General features: G+C 37.1%; 30 protein-coding genes. All 30 read right to left on the reverse strand.

Annotated elements, in window-relative coordinates:
- Window positions 1-53: 53 nt before the first annotated feature.
- The 30 genes from carA to rpsJ all read right to left on the reverse strand — a co-directional run bounded on the left by carA (window position 54) and on the right by rpsJ (window position 15,494).
- Window positions 54-1,157: a glutamine-hydrolyzing carbamoyl-phosphate synthase small subunit gene (gene carA, locus CA834_RS13410; RefSeq protein WP_094969238.1), complete on the reverse strand. Its 1,104-nt coding sequence runs from the start codon at window positions 1,155-1,157 to the stop codon at window positions 54-56.
- A gap of 112 nt (window positions 1,158-1,269) precedes the next feature.
- Entirely contained in the window at window positions 1,270-1,749 is a 480-nt protein-coding gene (gene rplQ, locus CA834_RS13415) for a 50S ribosomal protein L17 (RefSeq protein WP_094969239.1), read from the reverse strand.
- 67 nt (window positions 1,750-1,816) lie between these two features.
- Window positions 1,817-2,809, reverse strand: a complete 993-nt coding sequence (locus CA834_RS13420; protein ID WP_094969240.1) for a DNA-directed RNA polymerase subunit alpha — start codon at window positions 2,807-2,809, stop codon at window positions 1,817-1,819.
- Window positions 2,810-2,833: 24 nt separating this feature from the next.
- Window positions 2,834-3,439 (reverse strand): 30S ribosomal protein S4, encoded by a 606-nt coding sequence (gene rpsD / locus CA834_RS13425; RefSeq protein ID WP_094969241.1) that lies wholly within the window; start codon window positions 3,437-3,439, stop codon window positions 2,834-2,836.
- 169 nt (window positions 3,440-3,608) lie between these two features.
- Window positions 3,609-3,992 carry a 30S ribosomal protein S11 gene (rpsK, locus tag CA834_RS13430; protein WP_094969242.1) on the reverse strand — a complete coding sequence of 128 codons (384 nt, stop codon included), beginning with the start codon at window positions 3,990-3,992 and terminating at the stop codon, window positions 3,609-3,611.
- Window positions 3,993-4,102: 110 nt separating this feature from the next.
- Window positions 4,103-4,477, reverse strand: a complete 375-nt coding sequence (rpsM, locus tag CA834_RS13435) for a 30S ribosomal protein S13 (protein WP_094969243.1) — start codon at window positions 4,475-4,477, stop codon at window positions 4,103-4,105.
- Window positions 4,478-4,479: 2 nt separating this feature from the next.
- The gene (gene ykgO / locus CA834_RS13440; protein WP_008269159.1) at window positions 4,480-4,596 is read right to left on the reverse strand and encodes a type B 50S ribosomal protein L36; all 117 of its coding nucleotides are present in this window, start codon (window positions 4,594-4,596) and stop codon (window positions 4,480-4,482) included.
- Between the two features lie 28 nt (window positions 4,597-4,624).
- Window positions 4,625-4,840: a translation initiation factor IF-1 gene (gene infA / locus CA834_RS13445; protein WP_007094967.1), complete on the reverse strand. Its 216-nt coding sequence runs from the start codon at window positions 4,838-4,840 to the stop codon at window positions 4,625-4,627.
- Between the two features lie 12 nt (window positions 4,841-4,852).
- The gene (gene secY, locus CA834_RS13450; RefSeq protein ID WP_094969244.1) at window positions 4,853-6,208 is read right to left on the reverse strand and encodes a preprotein translocase subunit SecY; all 1,356 of its coding nucleotides are present in this window, start codon (window positions 6,206-6,208) and stop codon (window positions 4,853-4,855) included.
- A gap of 10 nt (window positions 6,209-6,218) precedes the next feature.
- The gene (rplO, locus tag CA834_RS13455) at window positions 6,219-6,671 is read right to left on the reverse strand and encodes a 50S ribosomal protein L15 (protein ID WP_094969245.1); all 453 of its coding nucleotides are present in this window, start codon (window positions 6,669-6,671) and stop codon (window positions 6,219-6,221) included.
- A gap of 15 nt (window positions 6,672-6,686) precedes the next feature.
- Entirely contained in the window at window positions 6,687-6,866 is a 180-nt protein-coding gene (rpmD, locus tag CA834_RS13460) for a 50S ribosomal protein L30 (RefSeq protein ID WP_094969246.1), read from the reverse strand.
- Window positions 6,867-6,879: 13 nt separating this feature from the next.
- Window positions 6,880-7,404, reverse strand: coding sequence for a 30S ribosomal protein S5 (gene rpsE, locus CA834_RS13465; protein WP_094969247.1), 525 nt, complete (start codon window positions 7,402-7,404; stop codon window positions 6,880-6,882).
- Window positions 7,405-7,410: 6 nt separating this feature from the next.
- A complete protein-coding gene (gene rplR, locus CA834_RS13470; protein ID WP_094969248.1) occupies window positions 7,411-7,767 on the reverse strand; it encodes a 50S ribosomal protein L18 in 357 nt (118 codons plus the stop codon).
- 10 nt (window positions 7,768-7,777) lie between these two features.
- The gene (gene rplF / locus CA834_RS13475; RefSeq protein ID WP_094969249.1) at window positions 7,778-8,320 is read right to left on the reverse strand and encodes a 50S ribosomal protein L6; all 543 of its coding nucleotides are present in this window, start codon (window positions 8,318-8,320) and stop codon (window positions 7,778-7,780) included.
- Window positions 8,321-8,332: 12 nt separating this feature from the next.
- Window positions 8,333-8,731, reverse strand: coding sequence for a 30S ribosomal protein S8 (rpsH, locus tag CA834_RS13480; protein ID WP_094969250.1), 399 nt, complete (start codon window positions 8,729-8,731; stop codon window positions 8,333-8,335).
- A gap of 67 nt (window positions 8,732-8,798) precedes the next feature.
- Window positions 8,799-9,068, reverse strand: a complete 270-nt coding sequence (gene rpsN / locus CA834_RS13485) for a 30S ribosomal protein S14 (RefSeq protein ID WP_076620346.1) — start codon at window positions 9,066-9,068, stop codon at window positions 8,799-8,801.
- 2 nt (window positions 9,069-9,070) lie between these two features.
- Window positions 9,071-9,622, reverse strand: coding sequence for a 50S ribosomal protein L5 (rplE, locus tag CA834_RS13490; RefSeq protein WP_094969251.1), 552 nt, complete (start codon window positions 9,620-9,622; stop codon window positions 9,071-9,073).
- Between the two features lie 2 nt (window positions 9,623-9,624).
- A complete protein-coding gene (gene rplX / locus CA834_RS13495; RefSeq protein ID WP_094969252.1) occupies window positions 9,625-9,936 on the reverse strand; it encodes a 50S ribosomal protein L24 in 312 nt (103 codons plus the stop codon).
- Window positions 9,937-9,948: 12 nt separating this feature from the next.
- Complete coding sequence (gene rplN / locus CA834_RS13500) at window positions 9,949-10,317, reverse strand: 50S ribosomal protein L14 (RefSeq protein WP_094969253.1); 369 nt, start codon at window positions 10,315-10,317, stop codon at window positions 9,949-9,951.
- A 2-nt stretch (window positions 10,318-10,319) separates the two neighbouring features.
- Window positions 10,320-10,577: a 30S ribosomal protein S17 gene (rpsQ, locus tag CA834_RS13505; protein ID WP_094969254.1), complete on the reverse strand. Its 258-nt coding sequence runs from the start codon at window positions 10,575-10,577 to the stop codon at window positions 10,320-10,322.
- A 17-nt stretch (window positions 10,578-10,594) separates the two neighbouring features.
- Window positions 10,595-10,786, reverse strand: a complete 192-nt coding sequence (gene rpmC, locus CA834_RS13510) for a 50S ribosomal protein L29 (protein WP_094969255.1) — start codon at window positions 10,784-10,786, stop codon at window positions 10,595-10,597.
- Window positions 10,787-10,798: 12 nt separating this feature from the next.
- Window positions 10,799-11,218, reverse strand: coding sequence for a 50S ribosomal protein L16 (gene rplP, locus CA834_RS13515; protein ID WP_094969256.1), 420 nt, complete (start codon window positions 11,216-11,218; stop codon window positions 10,799-10,801).
- Window positions 11,219-11,238: 20 nt separating this feature from the next.
- Complete coding sequence (gene rpsC / locus CA834_RS13520; protein WP_094969257.1) at window positions 11,239-11,949, reverse strand: 30S ribosomal protein S3; 711 nt, start codon at window positions 11,947-11,949, stop codon at window positions 11,239-11,241.
- 9 nt (window positions 11,950-11,958) lie between these two features.
- On the reverse strand, window positions 11,959-12,366 hold the full coding sequence (gene rplV, locus CA834_RS13525) for a 50S ribosomal protein L22 (protein ID WP_094969258.1): 408 nt from the start codon (window positions 12,364-12,366) through the stop codon (window positions 11,959-11,961).
- 5 nt (window positions 12,367-12,371) lie between these two features.
- A complete protein-coding gene (gene rpsS / locus CA834_RS13530) occupies window positions 12,372-12,650 on the reverse strand; it encodes a 30S ribosomal protein S19 (protein WP_094969259.1) in 279 nt (92 codons plus the stop codon).
- Window positions 12,651-12,660: 10 nt separating this feature from the next.
- Window positions 12,661-13,488 carry a 50S ribosomal protein L2 gene (rplB, locus tag CA834_RS13535; RefSeq protein ID WP_094969260.1) on the reverse strand — a complete coding sequence of 276 codons (828 nt, stop codon included), beginning with the start codon at window positions 13,486-13,488 and terminating at the stop codon, window positions 12,661-12,663.
- A 10-nt stretch (window positions 13,489-13,498) separates the two neighbouring features.
- Window positions 13,499-13,789 carry a 50S ribosomal protein L23 gene (gene rplW, locus CA834_RS13540; RefSeq protein ID WP_094969261.1) on the reverse strand — a complete coding sequence of 97 codons (291 nt, stop codon included), beginning with the start codon at window positions 13,787-13,789 and terminating at the stop codon, window positions 13,499-13,501.
- A gap of 7 nt (window positions 13,790-13,796) precedes the next feature.
- The gene (gene rplD, locus CA834_RS13545; protein WP_094969262.1) at window positions 13,797-14,426 is read right to left on the reverse strand and encodes a 50S ribosomal protein L4; all 630 of its coding nucleotides are present in this window, start codon (window positions 14,424-14,426) and stop codon (window positions 13,797-13,799) included.
- Window positions 14,426-15,043 (reverse strand): 50S ribosomal protein L3, encoded by a 618-nt coding sequence (rplC, locus tag CA834_RS13550; RefSeq protein WP_094969263.1) that lies wholly within the window; start codon window positions 15,041-15,043, stop codon window positions 14,426-14,428. Before rplC ends, rplD begins: the two co-directional genes overlap by 1 nt.
- Window positions 15,044-15,188: 145 nt before the next feature.
- Window positions 15,189-15,494, reverse strand: a complete 306-nt coding sequence (rpsJ, locus tag CA834_RS13555) for a 30S ribosomal protein S10 (protein WP_026753806.1) — start codon at window positions 15,492-15,494, stop codon at window positions 15,189-15,191.
- Window positions 15,495-15,504: the final 10 nt, after the last annotated feature.

Genomic DNA, 15,504 nt, shown 5'->3' on the forward strand with positions numbered 1-15,504 from the left:
GTTTTCGTAGAGCAAAAAACGCAATGATTTTTATTTTTCATTGCGCTTTTTTCCTAATTATTCTTGATGTTTTCAATAAATTGATCAAACAAATAGTCAGAGTCATGAGGACCAGGACTGGCCTCTGGATGGTATTGCACCGAAAAGCAATTTTTATCTTTTATTTTAATTCCCGCTACTGTATTATCATTGAGGTGCACATGAGTAATTTCAACATTGGGGTTGGCCTCAGTTTCTTCTCTGTTAATAGCGAATCCGTGATTTTGAGAAGTAATCTCCCCCTTTCCTGTTAATAAGTTCTTTACAGGATGATTAATGCCCCTGTGACCATTGTGCATCTTGTAGGTTGAAATTCCATTTGCCAAGGCGATAACCTGGTGCCCTAAACAAATACCAAATAAGGGTTTATTCCTTTTTATTATTTCCTTTGCGACCTCTTTAGCCTCAATTAATGGCTCTGGATCACCAGGACCATTGGATAAAAAATAACCATCCGGTTTAAATGCTTCTAAATCCTCAAACTTTGAATTATATGGAAATACTTTGACATAAGCATCTCGCTTAGCCAAATTCCTCAAAATGTTCTTCTTTATCCCAATGTCTAAAGCGGCTATTTTATAAGTTGCATTTTCGTCACCAACAAAATACGGCTCTTTGGTTGAAACTTTTGAGGCTAACTCCAATCCTTCCATAGAAGGCACTTTAGCCAACTGCTTCTTAAGGTCATCTATCTTATCTACCTCTGTAGATATCACCGCATTCATAGCTCCTTTTTCCCTTATGTAACTTACTAATGCACGTGTATCTACATCTGAAATAGCTAATGTATTATATCTCTCAAAAAATGCTTCAAGGGATAAATCTGCAGCAGGTCTGGAGTATTCAAAACTGAAATTTTTACAGATAAGCCCTGCAATCTTAATATCGTCTGACTCTACCTCATCGGCCTTTGTTCCATAATTTCCGATATGGGCATTGGTCGTCACCATTAACTGACCAAAATAAGACGGGTCTGTAAAAATTTCTTGATAGCCAGTAGTACCGGTATTAAAACAAACCTCACCGAAGGCCGTACCTTCTTTACCTATTGATTTTCCGTAAAAAATGGTTCCATCAGCCAATAGGATAATAGCTTTTTTCCGTTGTTTATATTTCATGTTTTTAGTTTGAATGACGTCCTGATCTGCAGGAAGTAAGTTTTACAAAATTCCAAAAAAAAAGGATAAACTTAAAAAGTTTATCCTTGATATTTATAAATGCTTATTAACATTATTCTTCTTCGTTAGTAGCTTTTGGTTCTACTGCCGGTGGTGTAGTTGCTGAGGATTTCTTTCCACCTCTTCTACTTCTACGGGTTGATTTCTTAGCCGTCTTACCAGCATTGTAAAGCTCGTTATAATCTACCAATTCTATCATGGCCATATCTGCGTTATCCCCAAGTCTGTTACCCAATTTAATAATACGGGTGTAACCACCTGGTCGATCACCTATTTTGGCAGCAACGTCTCTGAACAATTCTGCTACAGCTTCTTTTTGTCTTAATTTAGAAAATACAATACGTCTGTTGTGTGTTGTATCCGTTTTAGACTTGGTAATCATGGGCTCGATGAACTGTTTCAAAGCCTTTGCTTTTGCCGTAGTCGTATTGATTCTCTTGTGTTCTATTAAAGAACAGGCCATATTCGCCAACATTGACTTTCTATGTGCCGTTTTACGACTTAAATGATTGAATTTTTTTCCGTGTCTCATGACCTTTGTTTTAAACCTCTATCTTGCTACAACTCTTGTAAGGAGCAAAACTATAAAGGAGTTATAATTAATCTTTATCTAATTTATACTTACTTAAATCCATTCCGAAATTTAGGCCCTTAACACTTACCAGTTCTTCTAGCTCTGTTAATGATTTTTTACCAAAATTTCTAAACTTCATTAAATCATTTTTATTAAATGAAACCAAGTCACCTAAAGTATCTACTTCAGCAGCCTTTAAACAATTTAAGGCACGGACTGAAAGATCCATATCCACTAATTTGGTTTTCAATAATTGTCTCATGTGAAGAGATTCCTCATCATAAGTTTCAGTCTGGGCTATTTCATCAGCTTCTAGTGTGATACGCTCATCTGAGAATAACATAAAGTGATGTATCAATATCTTAGCCGCTTCAGTTAATGCATCCTTAGGATGTATGGAACCATCCGTGATTATTTCAAAAACCAGTTTTTCATAATCTGTTTTCTGTTCCACACGGAAATTTTCAATACTGTACTTTACATTCTTTATCGGCGTGTATATTGAATCTGTAAAGATGGTTCCCATTGGTGCGGAAGCTTTTTTATTTTCTTCAGCGGGAACATAACCTCTACCCTTTTCAATAGTTAACTCCATATTGATATTTACCTTAGGGTCCAAGTTACAGATGACTAAATCTGTATTTAACACTTGAAATCCTGAAATAAATTTTTGAAAATCACCAGCAGTGATTTGCTCTTGACCTGAGATTGAAATTGTGACAGTCTCATTGTCAATTTCATCTATTTGACGCTTAAAGTTAACTTGCTTTAAGTTTAATATCATTTCAGTTACATCCTCAACTACTCCAGGTATTGTAGAAAATTCATGATCTACACCTTCAATTCTAACTGATGTGATAGCAAAACCTTCTAAAGAAGACAACAATACTCTTCTTAAGGCATTTCCTACCGTTAATCCGTATCCTGGTTCTAAAGGTCTAAATTCAAACTTACCTTCAAAATCAGTGGAATCAATCATGATTACTTTGTCGGGCTTCTGAAAATTTAATATTGCCATATTGCGTTTTGTATCAGTTATTAATTATTTAGAGTAAAGTTCAACGATAAATTGTTCGTTGATTTGTTCTGGAATTTGAATTCGCGCTGGAACAGAAACATAAGTTCCTTCCATAGTTTCATTATTCCATGTAATCCATTCATACACATTGCTAGAGTTAGCTAATGCATTTTGAATAGCCTCAAGTGATTTTGATTTTTCTCTTACACCAACAACATCACCAGCATTCAATTGATACGAAGGGATGTTCACCTTTTCGCCATTGACTGTAATGTGTCTGTGAGAAACCAACTGTCTTGCAGCACTTCTAGACGGTGCAATACCCATTCTGTAGACAACGTTATCTAAACGTGACTCACACAATTGTAATAGTACTTCACCGGTAATACCTTGAGCAGCGGTTGCTTTTTTAAACATATTTCTGAATTGCTTTTCTAATATACCGTAAGTATATTTAGCTTTTTGCTTCTCCATTAATTGGATTGCGTATTCAGATTTTTTACCACGACGACGGTTGTTACCGTGCTGCCCTGGAGGGTAATTTCTCTTTTCGAAAGCTTTATCGTCTCCGAAAATAGGTTGCCCGAATTTACGAGCGATTTTAGTTTTAGGACCAGTATATCTTGCCATTTTTAATAAATTATGAGAGTGCTTGCAGAATTAAGGTCTTATTTGTTCTTATCCTTCTGCTTACGTTGACCTCTCGTTGATACTTGTTTATTTTTCAGTTTGCAAATTTACGCATAAAAACCTAATATCAACCATCTATGAGGTTGATATTATTGTAATTAAACGTCTTTTAAACTCTTCTTCGTTTTGGAGGACGACAACCATTGTGCGGTAAAGGTGTAACGTCAATGATTTCTGTTACTTCAATACCTGTATTATGAAGTGATCGGATTGCAGATTCTCTTCCGTTTCCTGGGCCTTTTACATAGACCTTAACTTTTTTAAGTCCTGCCTCTTTAGCCACACCTCCTGCATCTTCCGCTGCTAATTGGGCGGCGTAAGGCGTATTCTTTTTAGAACCTCTAAAGCCCATCTTACCCGCTGATGACCAAGAAATGACATCTCCTTTTTTATTAGTCAAGGAAATGATGATGTTATTGAAAGATGCCGTTATATGCGCTTCTCCAATTGCATCAACAATTACCTTACGTTTTTTAGTACTTGACTTTGCCATATTTTTTAGTTTATAGTTGTTAGCTTTTAGTTGTTAGAATCCTAAACTTTTACATTTCATACAGATTCATCTAACGTCTAATTACTAATGACTGTTGTCTTAATTAATTATTATTTAGTTACCTTTTTCTTGTTAGCAACTGTTTTTCTTCTACCTTTTCTTGTTCTAGAGTTATTCTTTGTGCGCTGACCACGCAACGGAAGACCCGCTCTATGACGAATTCCTCTGTAACACCCAATATCCATTAATCGCTTAATGTTTAATTGAGTCTCAGAACGCAATTCACCTTCAATTTTAAATGAACCCACAGCCTCACGAATGGCACCAATTTGATCATCAGTCCAATCCTGTACTTTTATTCCTTCGTCAACTTTAGCCGTAGCTAAAATTTCTTTGGCTCTACTCTTACCTATTCCATAGATATAGGTTAAGGAGATTACACCTCTTTTTTGTTTTGGTATGTCTACACCTGCAATTCTTGCCATAACTAGCCTTGTCTTTGTTTGAATCTAGGATTCTTTTTGTTAATTACGTAAAGTCTTCCTTTTCGTCGTACCAATTTACAATCGGCACTTCTTTTTTTAACTGATGCTCTTACTTTCATCTGTTTTAATTTTTTTTAAATACTATGATTAGTATCTATACGTTATACGAGCCTTAGTTAAATCATAAGGACTCATTTCTAATTTCACCTTGTCTCCTGGTAACAATTTAATGTAATGCATTCTCATTTTACCAGATATATGGGCAGTCACTATGTGACCATTCTCTAATTCTACACGGAACATGGCATTTGATAATGCTTCAATAATGGTCCCGTCTTGTTCTATTGCTGCTTGTTTTGCCATAGTATTTTTATATTAAGCTACTGCTTTCCTATTTTTACCAGTTTTCATCAAGCCATCATAATGCTTATTTAATAAATAAGAATTAATCTGTTGCATAGTATCAATGGCCACACCGACCATAATTAACAGCGATGTACCTCCAAAGAACAATGCCCATCCTTGCTGCACGCCCATTAACTTGACAATAAATGCAGGAAATACTGCAATCAATGCTAAGAAAATAGACCCTGGTAAGGTTATTTGCGACATTATTTTGTCTAAATATTCAGCAGTTTCTGTACCTGGTCTAATTCCTGGAATAAAACCCCCACTTCGCTTTAAATCATCAGCCATTTTATTGGTTGGAACTGTAATGGCCGTATAAAAGTAAGTGAATATTATAATCAACAGGGCAAATACTACATTGTACCACAAACCGAAGATATCGTTAAATTGTGCTTGCAACCATTGACCTGCCGTTGATCCTTCAGATAAAGAACGCCCTACTAGACTTGGCACAAACATAATAGCTTGTGCAAAGATAATAGGCATTACACCAGATGCATTCAATTTCAAGGGTAAAAACTGCCTTGAACCAAATACATTTTTTTCATAGCCTCCAGATGCCGTACGTCTTGCATATTGAACCGCAATTTTTCGAACTGCCATTACCAAAAAGACAGAGGCTAGAATAATGAGAAACCAAATCACTAATTCGATTAATATCATCATGAATCCTCCATTTCCTTCAGTCCTTGATAATGCATTTTGCATAAAGGATTGCGGCAAGGTGGCAATAATACCAACCATAATCAATAATGAAATACCATTTCCTATACCTTTATCTGTAATTTTTTCTCCTAACCACATAGCGAATACACAACCAGTAACCAGAATAATAACAGAAGAAAAGTAAAAGACCGTTTCACTAAAATTAGGTACCAATAATGAACTCAATGCTGGCGCACCAGACAGAGCCGGAATACTAGCTAAATAACCTGGAGCTTGAACTAAACAAATCCCGATAGTTAACCATCTGGTAATTTGTGTTATTTTCTTTTGTCCACTAGCACCCTCTTTCTGCAATTTTTGTAAATAAGGAATTGCAATACCCATTAATTGAACAACAATAGAGGCTGATATGTAAGGCATGATACCCAATGCAAATACTGAAGCATTCGCAAATGCACCTCCTGTAAATGCATTTAACAAGCCTAAAAGTCCACTATTAGTTCCATCTTGTAAACCACCTAGGGCATTAATATTGATACCAGGTAACACTACTTGAGCACCAAAACGATAGACCAACAACAAACCAAGGGTTAGCATAATCCTATCCTTAAGTTCCGTGATTTTCCAAACGTTTTTTAATGTTTCTATTATCTTCATCCTTATAATCTTATAAAGTTACGGCTTCACCACCAGCAGCTTCAATAGCAGCCTTTGCTGTAGCAGTAAATTTATGAGCAGTGACGTTTAACTTGGATTTTAATTCACCTCTACCTAAAATTTTAACTAAATCGTTTTTTCTAGCTAATCCTAAAGAGACAAGTGTTTCAAAATCAACAGTATCTTTTATTTTCTTAGCATCTACCAATTCTTGAAGGGTGTCTATATTCACCCCTTGGTACTCAACTCTGTTGATATTTTTAAAACCAAATTTAGGAACTCGTCTTTGTAGTGGCATTTGCCCACCTTCAAATCCTAATTTTTTAGAGTATCCTGAACGCGACTTAGCACCTTTGTGTCCTCTAGTGGCCGTGCCACCTTTACCAGATCCTTGACCACGACCAACGCGTTTACCTTGACTTTTTACTGAACCTTCTGCAGGTTTTAAATTACTTAAATCCATTTTAAGTTATTATTTTTAAGCTTCCTCTACAGAAACTAAATGTTCTACTTTCTTAACCATACCAAGGATATTTGGTGTGGCGTTGTGCTCAACGACTTGACCAATTCTCTTTAAACCTAGAGCTTCTAATGTAAGCTTTTGGGTTTTGGTACGATTGATTGCACTTTTTACCTTCGTTACTTTAATCTTTGCCATCTTATCCTTTAGATTATCCGTTAAAAACTTTTTCAAGCGAAATCCCACGCTCTTTAGCCACTGCTCTTGCGTCTCTTAATTGTAATAACGCATCAAACGTCGCTTTTACAACGTTATGAGGATTTGAAGAGCCTTGAGACTTAGAGAGTACATCATGCACACCAACAGCTTCTAGAACCGTTCTCACAGCACCACCGGCTATAACTCCAGTACCAGGGGCAGCAGGAATAATATTTACCCGCGCACCACCGTACTTGCCCTTTTGTTCATGCGGAAGCGTTCCTTTTATGATAGGAATTCTAACTAAATTTTTCTTAGCATCTTCTATCGCTTTAGCTATCGCAGTTGCCACGTCTTTAGATTTTCCTAATCCATGACCAACCACGCCTTCCTCATCACCGACAACAACTATTGCAGAGAAGCCAAATGCTCTACCACCTTTCGTTACTTTGGTTACACGCTGTACACCTACTAAGCGGTCTTTTAGTTCTAGTCCACCTGGTTTAACTAATTCTGCGTTTTTATACTTTTGATACATAATGTCTTAAAATTTAAGTCCTGCTTCTCTAGCGCCTTCCGCTAATGATTTTACTCTTCCGTGATATAAGTAACCACCTCTATCAAAAGAAATAGTCTCAACACCAGCCTTCATAGCCTTTTCTCCAACAGCTTTACCAACTAAAGCTGCGATTTCGGTCTTGTTTCCTTTAGCCTTTGCAATGTCTTTATCTCTAGAGGACGCTGCAGCTATAGTTTTTCCAGTTAAATCATCTACAACTTGAGCATAGATTTCCTTATTGCTTCTAAAAACAGATAATCTCGGTCTAGCTTCCGTACCAGAAACTACTTTACGAATTCTGTTTTTTATGCGTATTCTTCTTTCGTTCTTTGTTAGTGCCATAACTTAACTATTAAGCTGATTTACCTGCTTTTCTTCTGATTTGTTCACCAACAAACTTGATACCTTTTCCTTTGTAAGGTTCTGGTTTTCTGAAGCCTCTAATTTTAGCTGCTACCTGTCCAACCAATTGCTTGTCGTGCGATGTTAATTTCACTATAGGATTTTTACCTTTCTCAGTAACCGTCTCTACCTTTACTTCTGGAGCTATGTCCATAACGATATTGTGAGAGAAACCTATTGCTAAATCTAATTTTTGTCCTTGATTAGACGCTCTATAACCTACACCAACCAATTCTAATTGTTTAGTCCATCCGTTAGAAACACCTTCTATCATATTGGCAATTAAAGCTCTGTATAAGCCGTGCTTTGCCTTAAATTCATTTTTTTCTGAAGAGCGCTCTAATGTTATTGTACCGTCTTCTACTTTTATTTCAATTTCTGAATACTCTTGGGTTAATTCTCCTAACTTGCCCTTGGCAGTTATCATATTATCCTTAACCTCTACAGTTACACCTTCAGGAATTGTTATTGGGTTTTTACCTATTCTAGACATTTTTTCCTGTTTTTAGTATACGTAACACAATAGCTCGCCACCAACGTTTTCTCTCTCCGCTTGTTTTCCAGTCATCACACCGTGTGACGTAGAAACAATTGCAATTCCTAGACCATTTAAGACCCTAGGCATTTCGTTAGCACTAGCATATTTACGTAAACCTGGTTTACTGATTCTTTGAATTTTCTTAATGACCGACTCTTTAGTGTCTCTGTTGTATTTCAAGGCGATTTTAATAGTACCTTGGGCAGACGAATCGTCAAATTTATAACTTAGAATATAGCCCTGATCGAACAATATTTTAGTTATTTCTTTTTTTAAGTTAGACGCCGGGATTTCAACCACACGGTGGTTTGCTTTCACAGCATTTCTAACTCGCGTTAAATAATCCGCTATTGGATCTGTGTACATAGTTATTAATTTGCGGTAACGGTTTTCAGACGTTGGTACAGCCTGAACCTGAGACCAATTTATAATTTTACCAACTTGCTTTCTTAACTCCTGGAATCAGCCCTTTATTAGCCATTTCTCTAAACATAACTCGAGAAATACCAAACTGTCTCATATAACCTTTTGGTCTTCCTGTAAGTTTACATCTATTGTGCATACGTATAGGTGAGGCGTTCTTTGGAAGCTTTTGCAATGCTTCATAATCACCAGCTTCTTTTAAAGCTTTGCGTTTTTCTGCATATTTAGCAACCGTTTTAGCACGCTTAACCTCACGGGCTTTCATTGATTCTTTAGCCATAATTAATTCTTTTTAAATGGTAAACCCAATTCTGCTAATAACGACTTTGCTTCCTTATCCGTTTCAGCAGTAGTTACAAACGTAATATCCATACCAGAGATTTTATTGATCTTGTCAATATCAATTTCTGGGAAAATAATCTGTTCGGTTATACCTAAATTATAATTTCCTCTTCCGTCAAAACCTGTAGCCTTAATCCCATTGAAATCTCTTACTCGTGGCAAGGCTGAAGTTACCAAACGATCTAAGAACTCATACATACGTTCTCCTCGTAATGTCACTTTAGCACCAATGGGCATGCCCTTACGTAATTTAAATGACGCCACATCTTTCTTAGAAATTGTAGCCACAGCTTTTTGACCAGATATATTTGTAAGCTCGTCCACTGCATGATCAATTAATTTCTTGTCAGCAACAGCAGCACCCACTCCTCTAGATATTACTATCTTTTGAAGTTTTGGCACCTGCATTACATTTTTATATCCAAATTCTTCCGTTAGAGCAGGAATTACTTTGTCCTTATACTCTTTTTTTAATCTTGCAACGTAAGCCATAATTAAATTACTTCATTAGATTTTTTAGAAAATCTCACTTTTTTATCGCCTTCCATTCTAAAGCCAATTCTAGTTGTTTCCCCTTTATTGGTTAACAAGGATAGATTAGACATATGAATAGCTGCTTCTTTTTCAACAATGCCACCTTGAGGGTTCTGCGCACTTGGTTTAGTGTGTTTCTTAACCATGTTAACACCTTCTACGATAGCTTTGTTCTTATCTCTCAATACCGTAAGGACCTTGCCTTCAGAACCTTTATGATCCCCAGCTATGACCTGAACGGTATCTCCTGTTTTTATTTTAGACTTTATCATCTTATTTATCAATTAAAGCACTTCTGGTGCCAATGATACGATTTTCATAAATTGCTTATCGCGAAGTTCTCTTGCTACAGGACCAAAAACACGCGTACCTCTCATTTCTCCCTGTGGGTTTAATAATACACACGCATTGTCATCGAAGCGGATGTATGATCCGTCAGGACGTCTTACCTCCTTAGCAGTTCGCACAACAACAGCTGTTGATACAGCACCTTTTTTTATACTTCCGTTTGGCGTTGCATCCTTAACTGAAACAACTATTTTATCTCCAACTGAAGCATATCGCTTTTTTGTCCCACCTAATACTCGGATAGTTAATACTTCCTTTGCACCAGTGTTATCAGCTACTTTTAATCTTGATTCTTGTTGTACCATAATTACTTCGCTCTTTCAATTATTTCTACTAATCTCCAACACTTGGATTTACTTAAAGGTCTTGTTTCCATAATCTTTACAGTATCACCTTCGTTGCAGTCGTTTTTCTCATCGTGCGCAACATATTTTTTTGTCTTTAACACGAATTTTCCATACATAGGATGCTTTACTTTTTTCACCTCGGAGACCACAATTGATTTCTCCATTTTGTTACTGGTAACAACTCCTACGCGTTCTTTTCTTAAGTTTCTTTTTTCCATCTTTCAGCAGAATACAATTATTGTCCTTCTCTATTAGTTAATTCCGTCGCCAATCTAGCTACCGTACGTCTTACTGAACGAAGTTGAATTGGGTTTTCTAAAGGAGAAATTACGTGAGCCATTTTCAGGTCTGCATAACTCTTTTTAGTCTCACTAAGTTTTTCTTGTAACTCAGCCGTTGAAAGCTGTTTAATTTCTGATTGCTTCATAATTTTATGTTATTAAGCTTCGTAATCCCGAGCTATGATAAACTTAGTTTTTACTGGAAGCTTTTGGGCCGCCAAACGAAGTGCTTCTTGAGCAACTTCAATTGGTACTCCACTTACTTCAAACAATATACGTCCTGGTTTTACAACAGCTGCCCAATATTCAACGGCACCTTTTCCTTTACCCATACGTACTTCAAGAGGTTTTTTGGTAATCGGCTTGTCTGGAAAAATCTTAATCCACAACGAACCTTCTCTTTTCATGTAACGTGTAGCGGCAATACGTGCTGCTTCTATTTGACGCGCAGTTATAAAACATGAGTCTAATGACTTTATACCGAAGGTACCATTTGATAACAAATGACCTCTTCCGGAATTACCCTTCATTCGACCCTTTTGCTGCTTTCGAAATTTTGTTCTTTTAGGCTGTAACATTTTCTCTTTTCTTTAAAAAATTACTTTCTACGACGTGATTTATTTCCACCTCGTCCACCTTTTCCTTGCTTCTTAGAAAGGCCAACTAATGGAGAAAGTTCTCTTTTTCCATAAACTTCACCTTTCATAATCCACACTTTCACACCTAATCTACCATAAGTAGTATGTGCTTCAACAAGAGCATAATCTATATCTGCTCTAAATGTAGATAACGGAATACGTCCTTCTTTATAGTGCTCAGAACGCGCCATTTCAGCACCGTTTAAACGACCACTAATTTGAATTTTAATTCCTTCAGCATTCATACGCATTGCAGCAGCAATGGCCATTTTTATTGCACGTCTGTAAGAAATTCGGCTTTCTATTTGACGGGCAACACTTGCAGCTACTAAATGTGCATCTAGTTCAGGTCTTTTAATTTCAAAGATGTTCAATTGAACCTCTTTACCAGTAATTTTCTTAAGCTCTTCTTTTAACTTATCTACCTCTTGACCACCTTTTCCGATAATAATACCAGGTCTAGCAGTAGTGATAGTAACGGTTACAAGTTTAAGCGTACGCTCAATAATTACTCTACTCACACTAGCTTTTGATAAACGTGCGTGAACATACTTTCTAATCTTATCGTCCTCGGCAAGCTTATCTCCATAATCATTGCCACCATACCAGTTAGATTCCCATCCTCTGATAATACCTAAACGATTTCCGATTGGATTTGTCTTTTGTCCCATATCTCTATCTTAGCTTTGTGTTTTATTTAACGAATCTACCACAACTGTGACGTGATTTGATCTCTTTCTGATTCTATGTGCTCTCCCTTGAGGTGCAGGACGCAAACGCTTTAGCATGGTTCCTCCGTCTACACGGATTTCCTTGATAAATAAATCTGCCTGCTCAATATCAGCATCTTCATTTTTAGCCTGCCAATTAGCTATGGCAGATAAAACTAGTTTTTCTAAACGACGCGATGCTTCCTTTGGGCTAAATCTAAGAATCGATAATGCCTTCTCAGCCTTCTCACCTCTAATTAAATCTGCGACTAAACGCATTTTTCTTGGAGATGTAGGACAGTTATTTAGCTTAGCAAAAGCAATCTGCTTTTTCTCAGCCTTAATGGCTTCTGCCATCTGTTTTTTACGACTTCCCATGATTCTTATTTTTTACCTTTATTCTTAGCACCAGCGTGACCTCTAAAAGATCGTGTTGGTGAAAATTCTCCTAACTTGTGACCTACCATGTTTTCAGTTACATAAACTGGTACAAATTGACGACCGTTGTGAACTGCGATAGTCTGACCTACGAAATCCGGAGATATCATTGATGCTCTCGACCAAGTTTTAATAACCGTCTTTTTGTTAGCTGCAACATTTTCTGCAACTTTCTTTTCTAATTTATAGTGGATATAAGGTCCTTTTTTTAATGAACGTGCCATACTTTCTTAATTATTTCTTTCTACGTTCTACAATATACTTGTTGCTCGCTTTGGTCTTAGAACGTGTTCTGTAACCTTTAGCAGGTATGCCGTTCCTAGATCTTGGATGACCACCTGAAGACTTACCTTCGCCACCACCCATTGGATGGTCTACTGGGTTCATTACCACTGGTCTTGTACGTGGACGTCGTCCTAGCCATCTGCTTCTTCCAGCTTTACCTGATACCACCAATTGGTGATCCGAGTTTGAAACAACACCTATGGTTGCCATACAAGTTGCAAGAATCATTCGCGTTTCTCCAGAAGGCAATTTTACCGTTGCAAACTTACCATCTCGCGCCATTAACTGAGCAAAAGCACCGGCACTACGAGCCAATACGGCACCTTGACCTGGATGAAGTTCTATACAGGACACAATGGTACCCAATGGTATTTCACTTAGCGGCATAGCATTTCCAATCTCTGGAGCTATACCTGAAGTACCAGACACTACATTTTGCCCTACCTGTAAACCATTTTGCGCAATCACATATCGCTTCTCACCGTCTTGGTAATTAAGCAAAGCAATAAATGCTGTTCTGTTTGGATCGTATTCAATAGTTTTAACCTCTGCTGGAATTCCAGTTTTCTCACGTTTAAAATCTATGATACGATACTTTCTCTTATGACCTCCGCCTTTATAGCGCATAGTCATTTTTCCTTGACTGTTTCTACCACCAGACCTTTTTTTCGGAGCAAGTAAACTTTTCTCCGGCTTATCAGTAGTAATGCTGTCAAATCCATTAACTACTCTAAAACGCTGGGCTGATGTAATCGGTTTTAATTTTCTAACTGACATTCGTGTCTAATTACATGTTAGCGTATAAATCTATTGTTTCACCTTCCGCCAGCTGTACAATTGCCTTTTTAACGGCATTTGTTTTACCATGCTGAACACCCGTTTTTGTAAAACGGGTCTTTCGTTCTGGACGGACATTTATCGTACGAACTTTTTCAACAGAAACACCATAAGCGGCCTCTACAGCCTTTTTGATTTCTACCTTGTTCGCCTTTGTATTCACTTCAAATGCATAGGCATTTAGCAACTCGCTCTGCGTTGTTGCTTTTTCAGTGATAATAGGTTTTAATAAGATACTCATTGTTGATCTATTTACTTAAATTCGATTCAATCCCTTCTAATGCACCTTCTAAAAGAACCACTTTATTCGCGTTCATTATCTTGTATGTGCTTAATTCAGAGCTTTTTATAACTTCGGAGCCCTTGAAATTGCGGGACGACAAATATACATTATTATTTGTGTCACCCAATACAAACAAAGACTTTTTATTATCTATCTCCAAGGCTTTCAATACATCGATAAAGCTTTTAGTTTTTGGAGCCTCAAAATTAAAGTCCTCTAAAACTACTATTGATTTATCATTTGCCTTTATACTTAATGCAGATTTACGTGCTAAGCGCTTAAGGTTTTTATTTAATTTAAAACCGTAATTTCTTGGTCTTGGACCAAACATACGTCCACCTCCTTTAAATACCCCAGACTTGATACTACCTGCTCTCGCAGTTCCAGTACCTTTTTGTTTCTTAATCTTACGTGTACTACCAGTAATCTCTGCTCTTTCCTTAGCCTTATGCGTTCCCTGTCTCTGATTAGCTAAATATTGCTTAACATCTAAATAGACAGCGTGATTATTAGGCTCTATAGCAAACACTTCTTTAGAAAGCTCAGCTTTTCTACCCGTGTCTTTTCCGTTTATATCTAAAACTGCTACTTTCATTACTTCTCAATGATTACATAAGAATTTTTGTGTCCAGGTACACAACCCTTAACAACCAGTAAGTTCTTTTCAGGAACTACCTTGTAAACTCTTAAATTTTGAACTTTAACTGTTTCACCACCCATTCTACCGGCCATCTTCATCCCTTTGAATACTCTCGCAGGATAAGAAGCAGCACCAATAGAACCAGGAGCTCTTAAACGGTTGTGCTGACCATGCGTTGCTTGACCTACACCTCCGAATCCGTGGCGCTTAACAACACCTTGAAAACCTTTACCCTTAGAAGTACCGGAAACATCCACGAACTCTCCTTCAGTAAACTGCTCTACAGTGACAGCGTCACCTAATTTGTACTCCTTATCAAAACCATTAAATTCAACAACTTTGCGTTTTACAGAAGTACCCGCTTTCTTAGCGTGGCCTATGGCCGCCTTGGTAGCGTTTTTCTCTGTCGCGTCATCGAAACCTAATTGAAGTGCTTTGTAACCATCCACTTCTTCAGTTCTGACTTGGGTAACGATACATGGTCCAGCTTCGATTACTGTACATGGAATGTTCTTTCCATTTTCATCGAAAATGCTGGTCATACCGATTTTTTTTCCAATTAACCCAGACATATTTATTATTTATTAATTATTAACGTTTTGTTCTTTTAAAAACTCAAGGCCGAAAAATACGTTTCAGCCTTGAATTGTATTTTTAACCGTTTTTCCTTCGCGCGCAGCTCCGGACATGTTGTTGAGCACTTGACTCAGTTTTTCGTTACACCTTAATTTCAACCTCTACTCCACTTGGCAATTCAAGTTTCATCAAAGCATCAATAGTTTTAGAAGATGATGAATAAATATCAAGTAACCTCTTGTAAGAGCTTAATTGAAATTGTTCTCTAGACTTCTTATTTACGTGCGGTGAACGCAATACAGTAAAAATCTTTTTGTGTGTTGGTAAAGGAATAGGACCCGTTACAACCGCACCTGTACTTTTAACCGTTTTTACGATTTTATCAGCAGACTTGTCTACTAAGTTGTAATCGTAAGACTTTAATTTTATTCTGATTTTCTGACTCATTTTCTTAAGA

This window comes from Winogradskyella aurantia (genome assembly GCF_002266855.1).
GTDB lineage: Bacteria > Bacteroidota > Bacteroidia > Flavobacteriales > Flavobacteriaceae > Winogradskyella > Winogradskyella aurantia.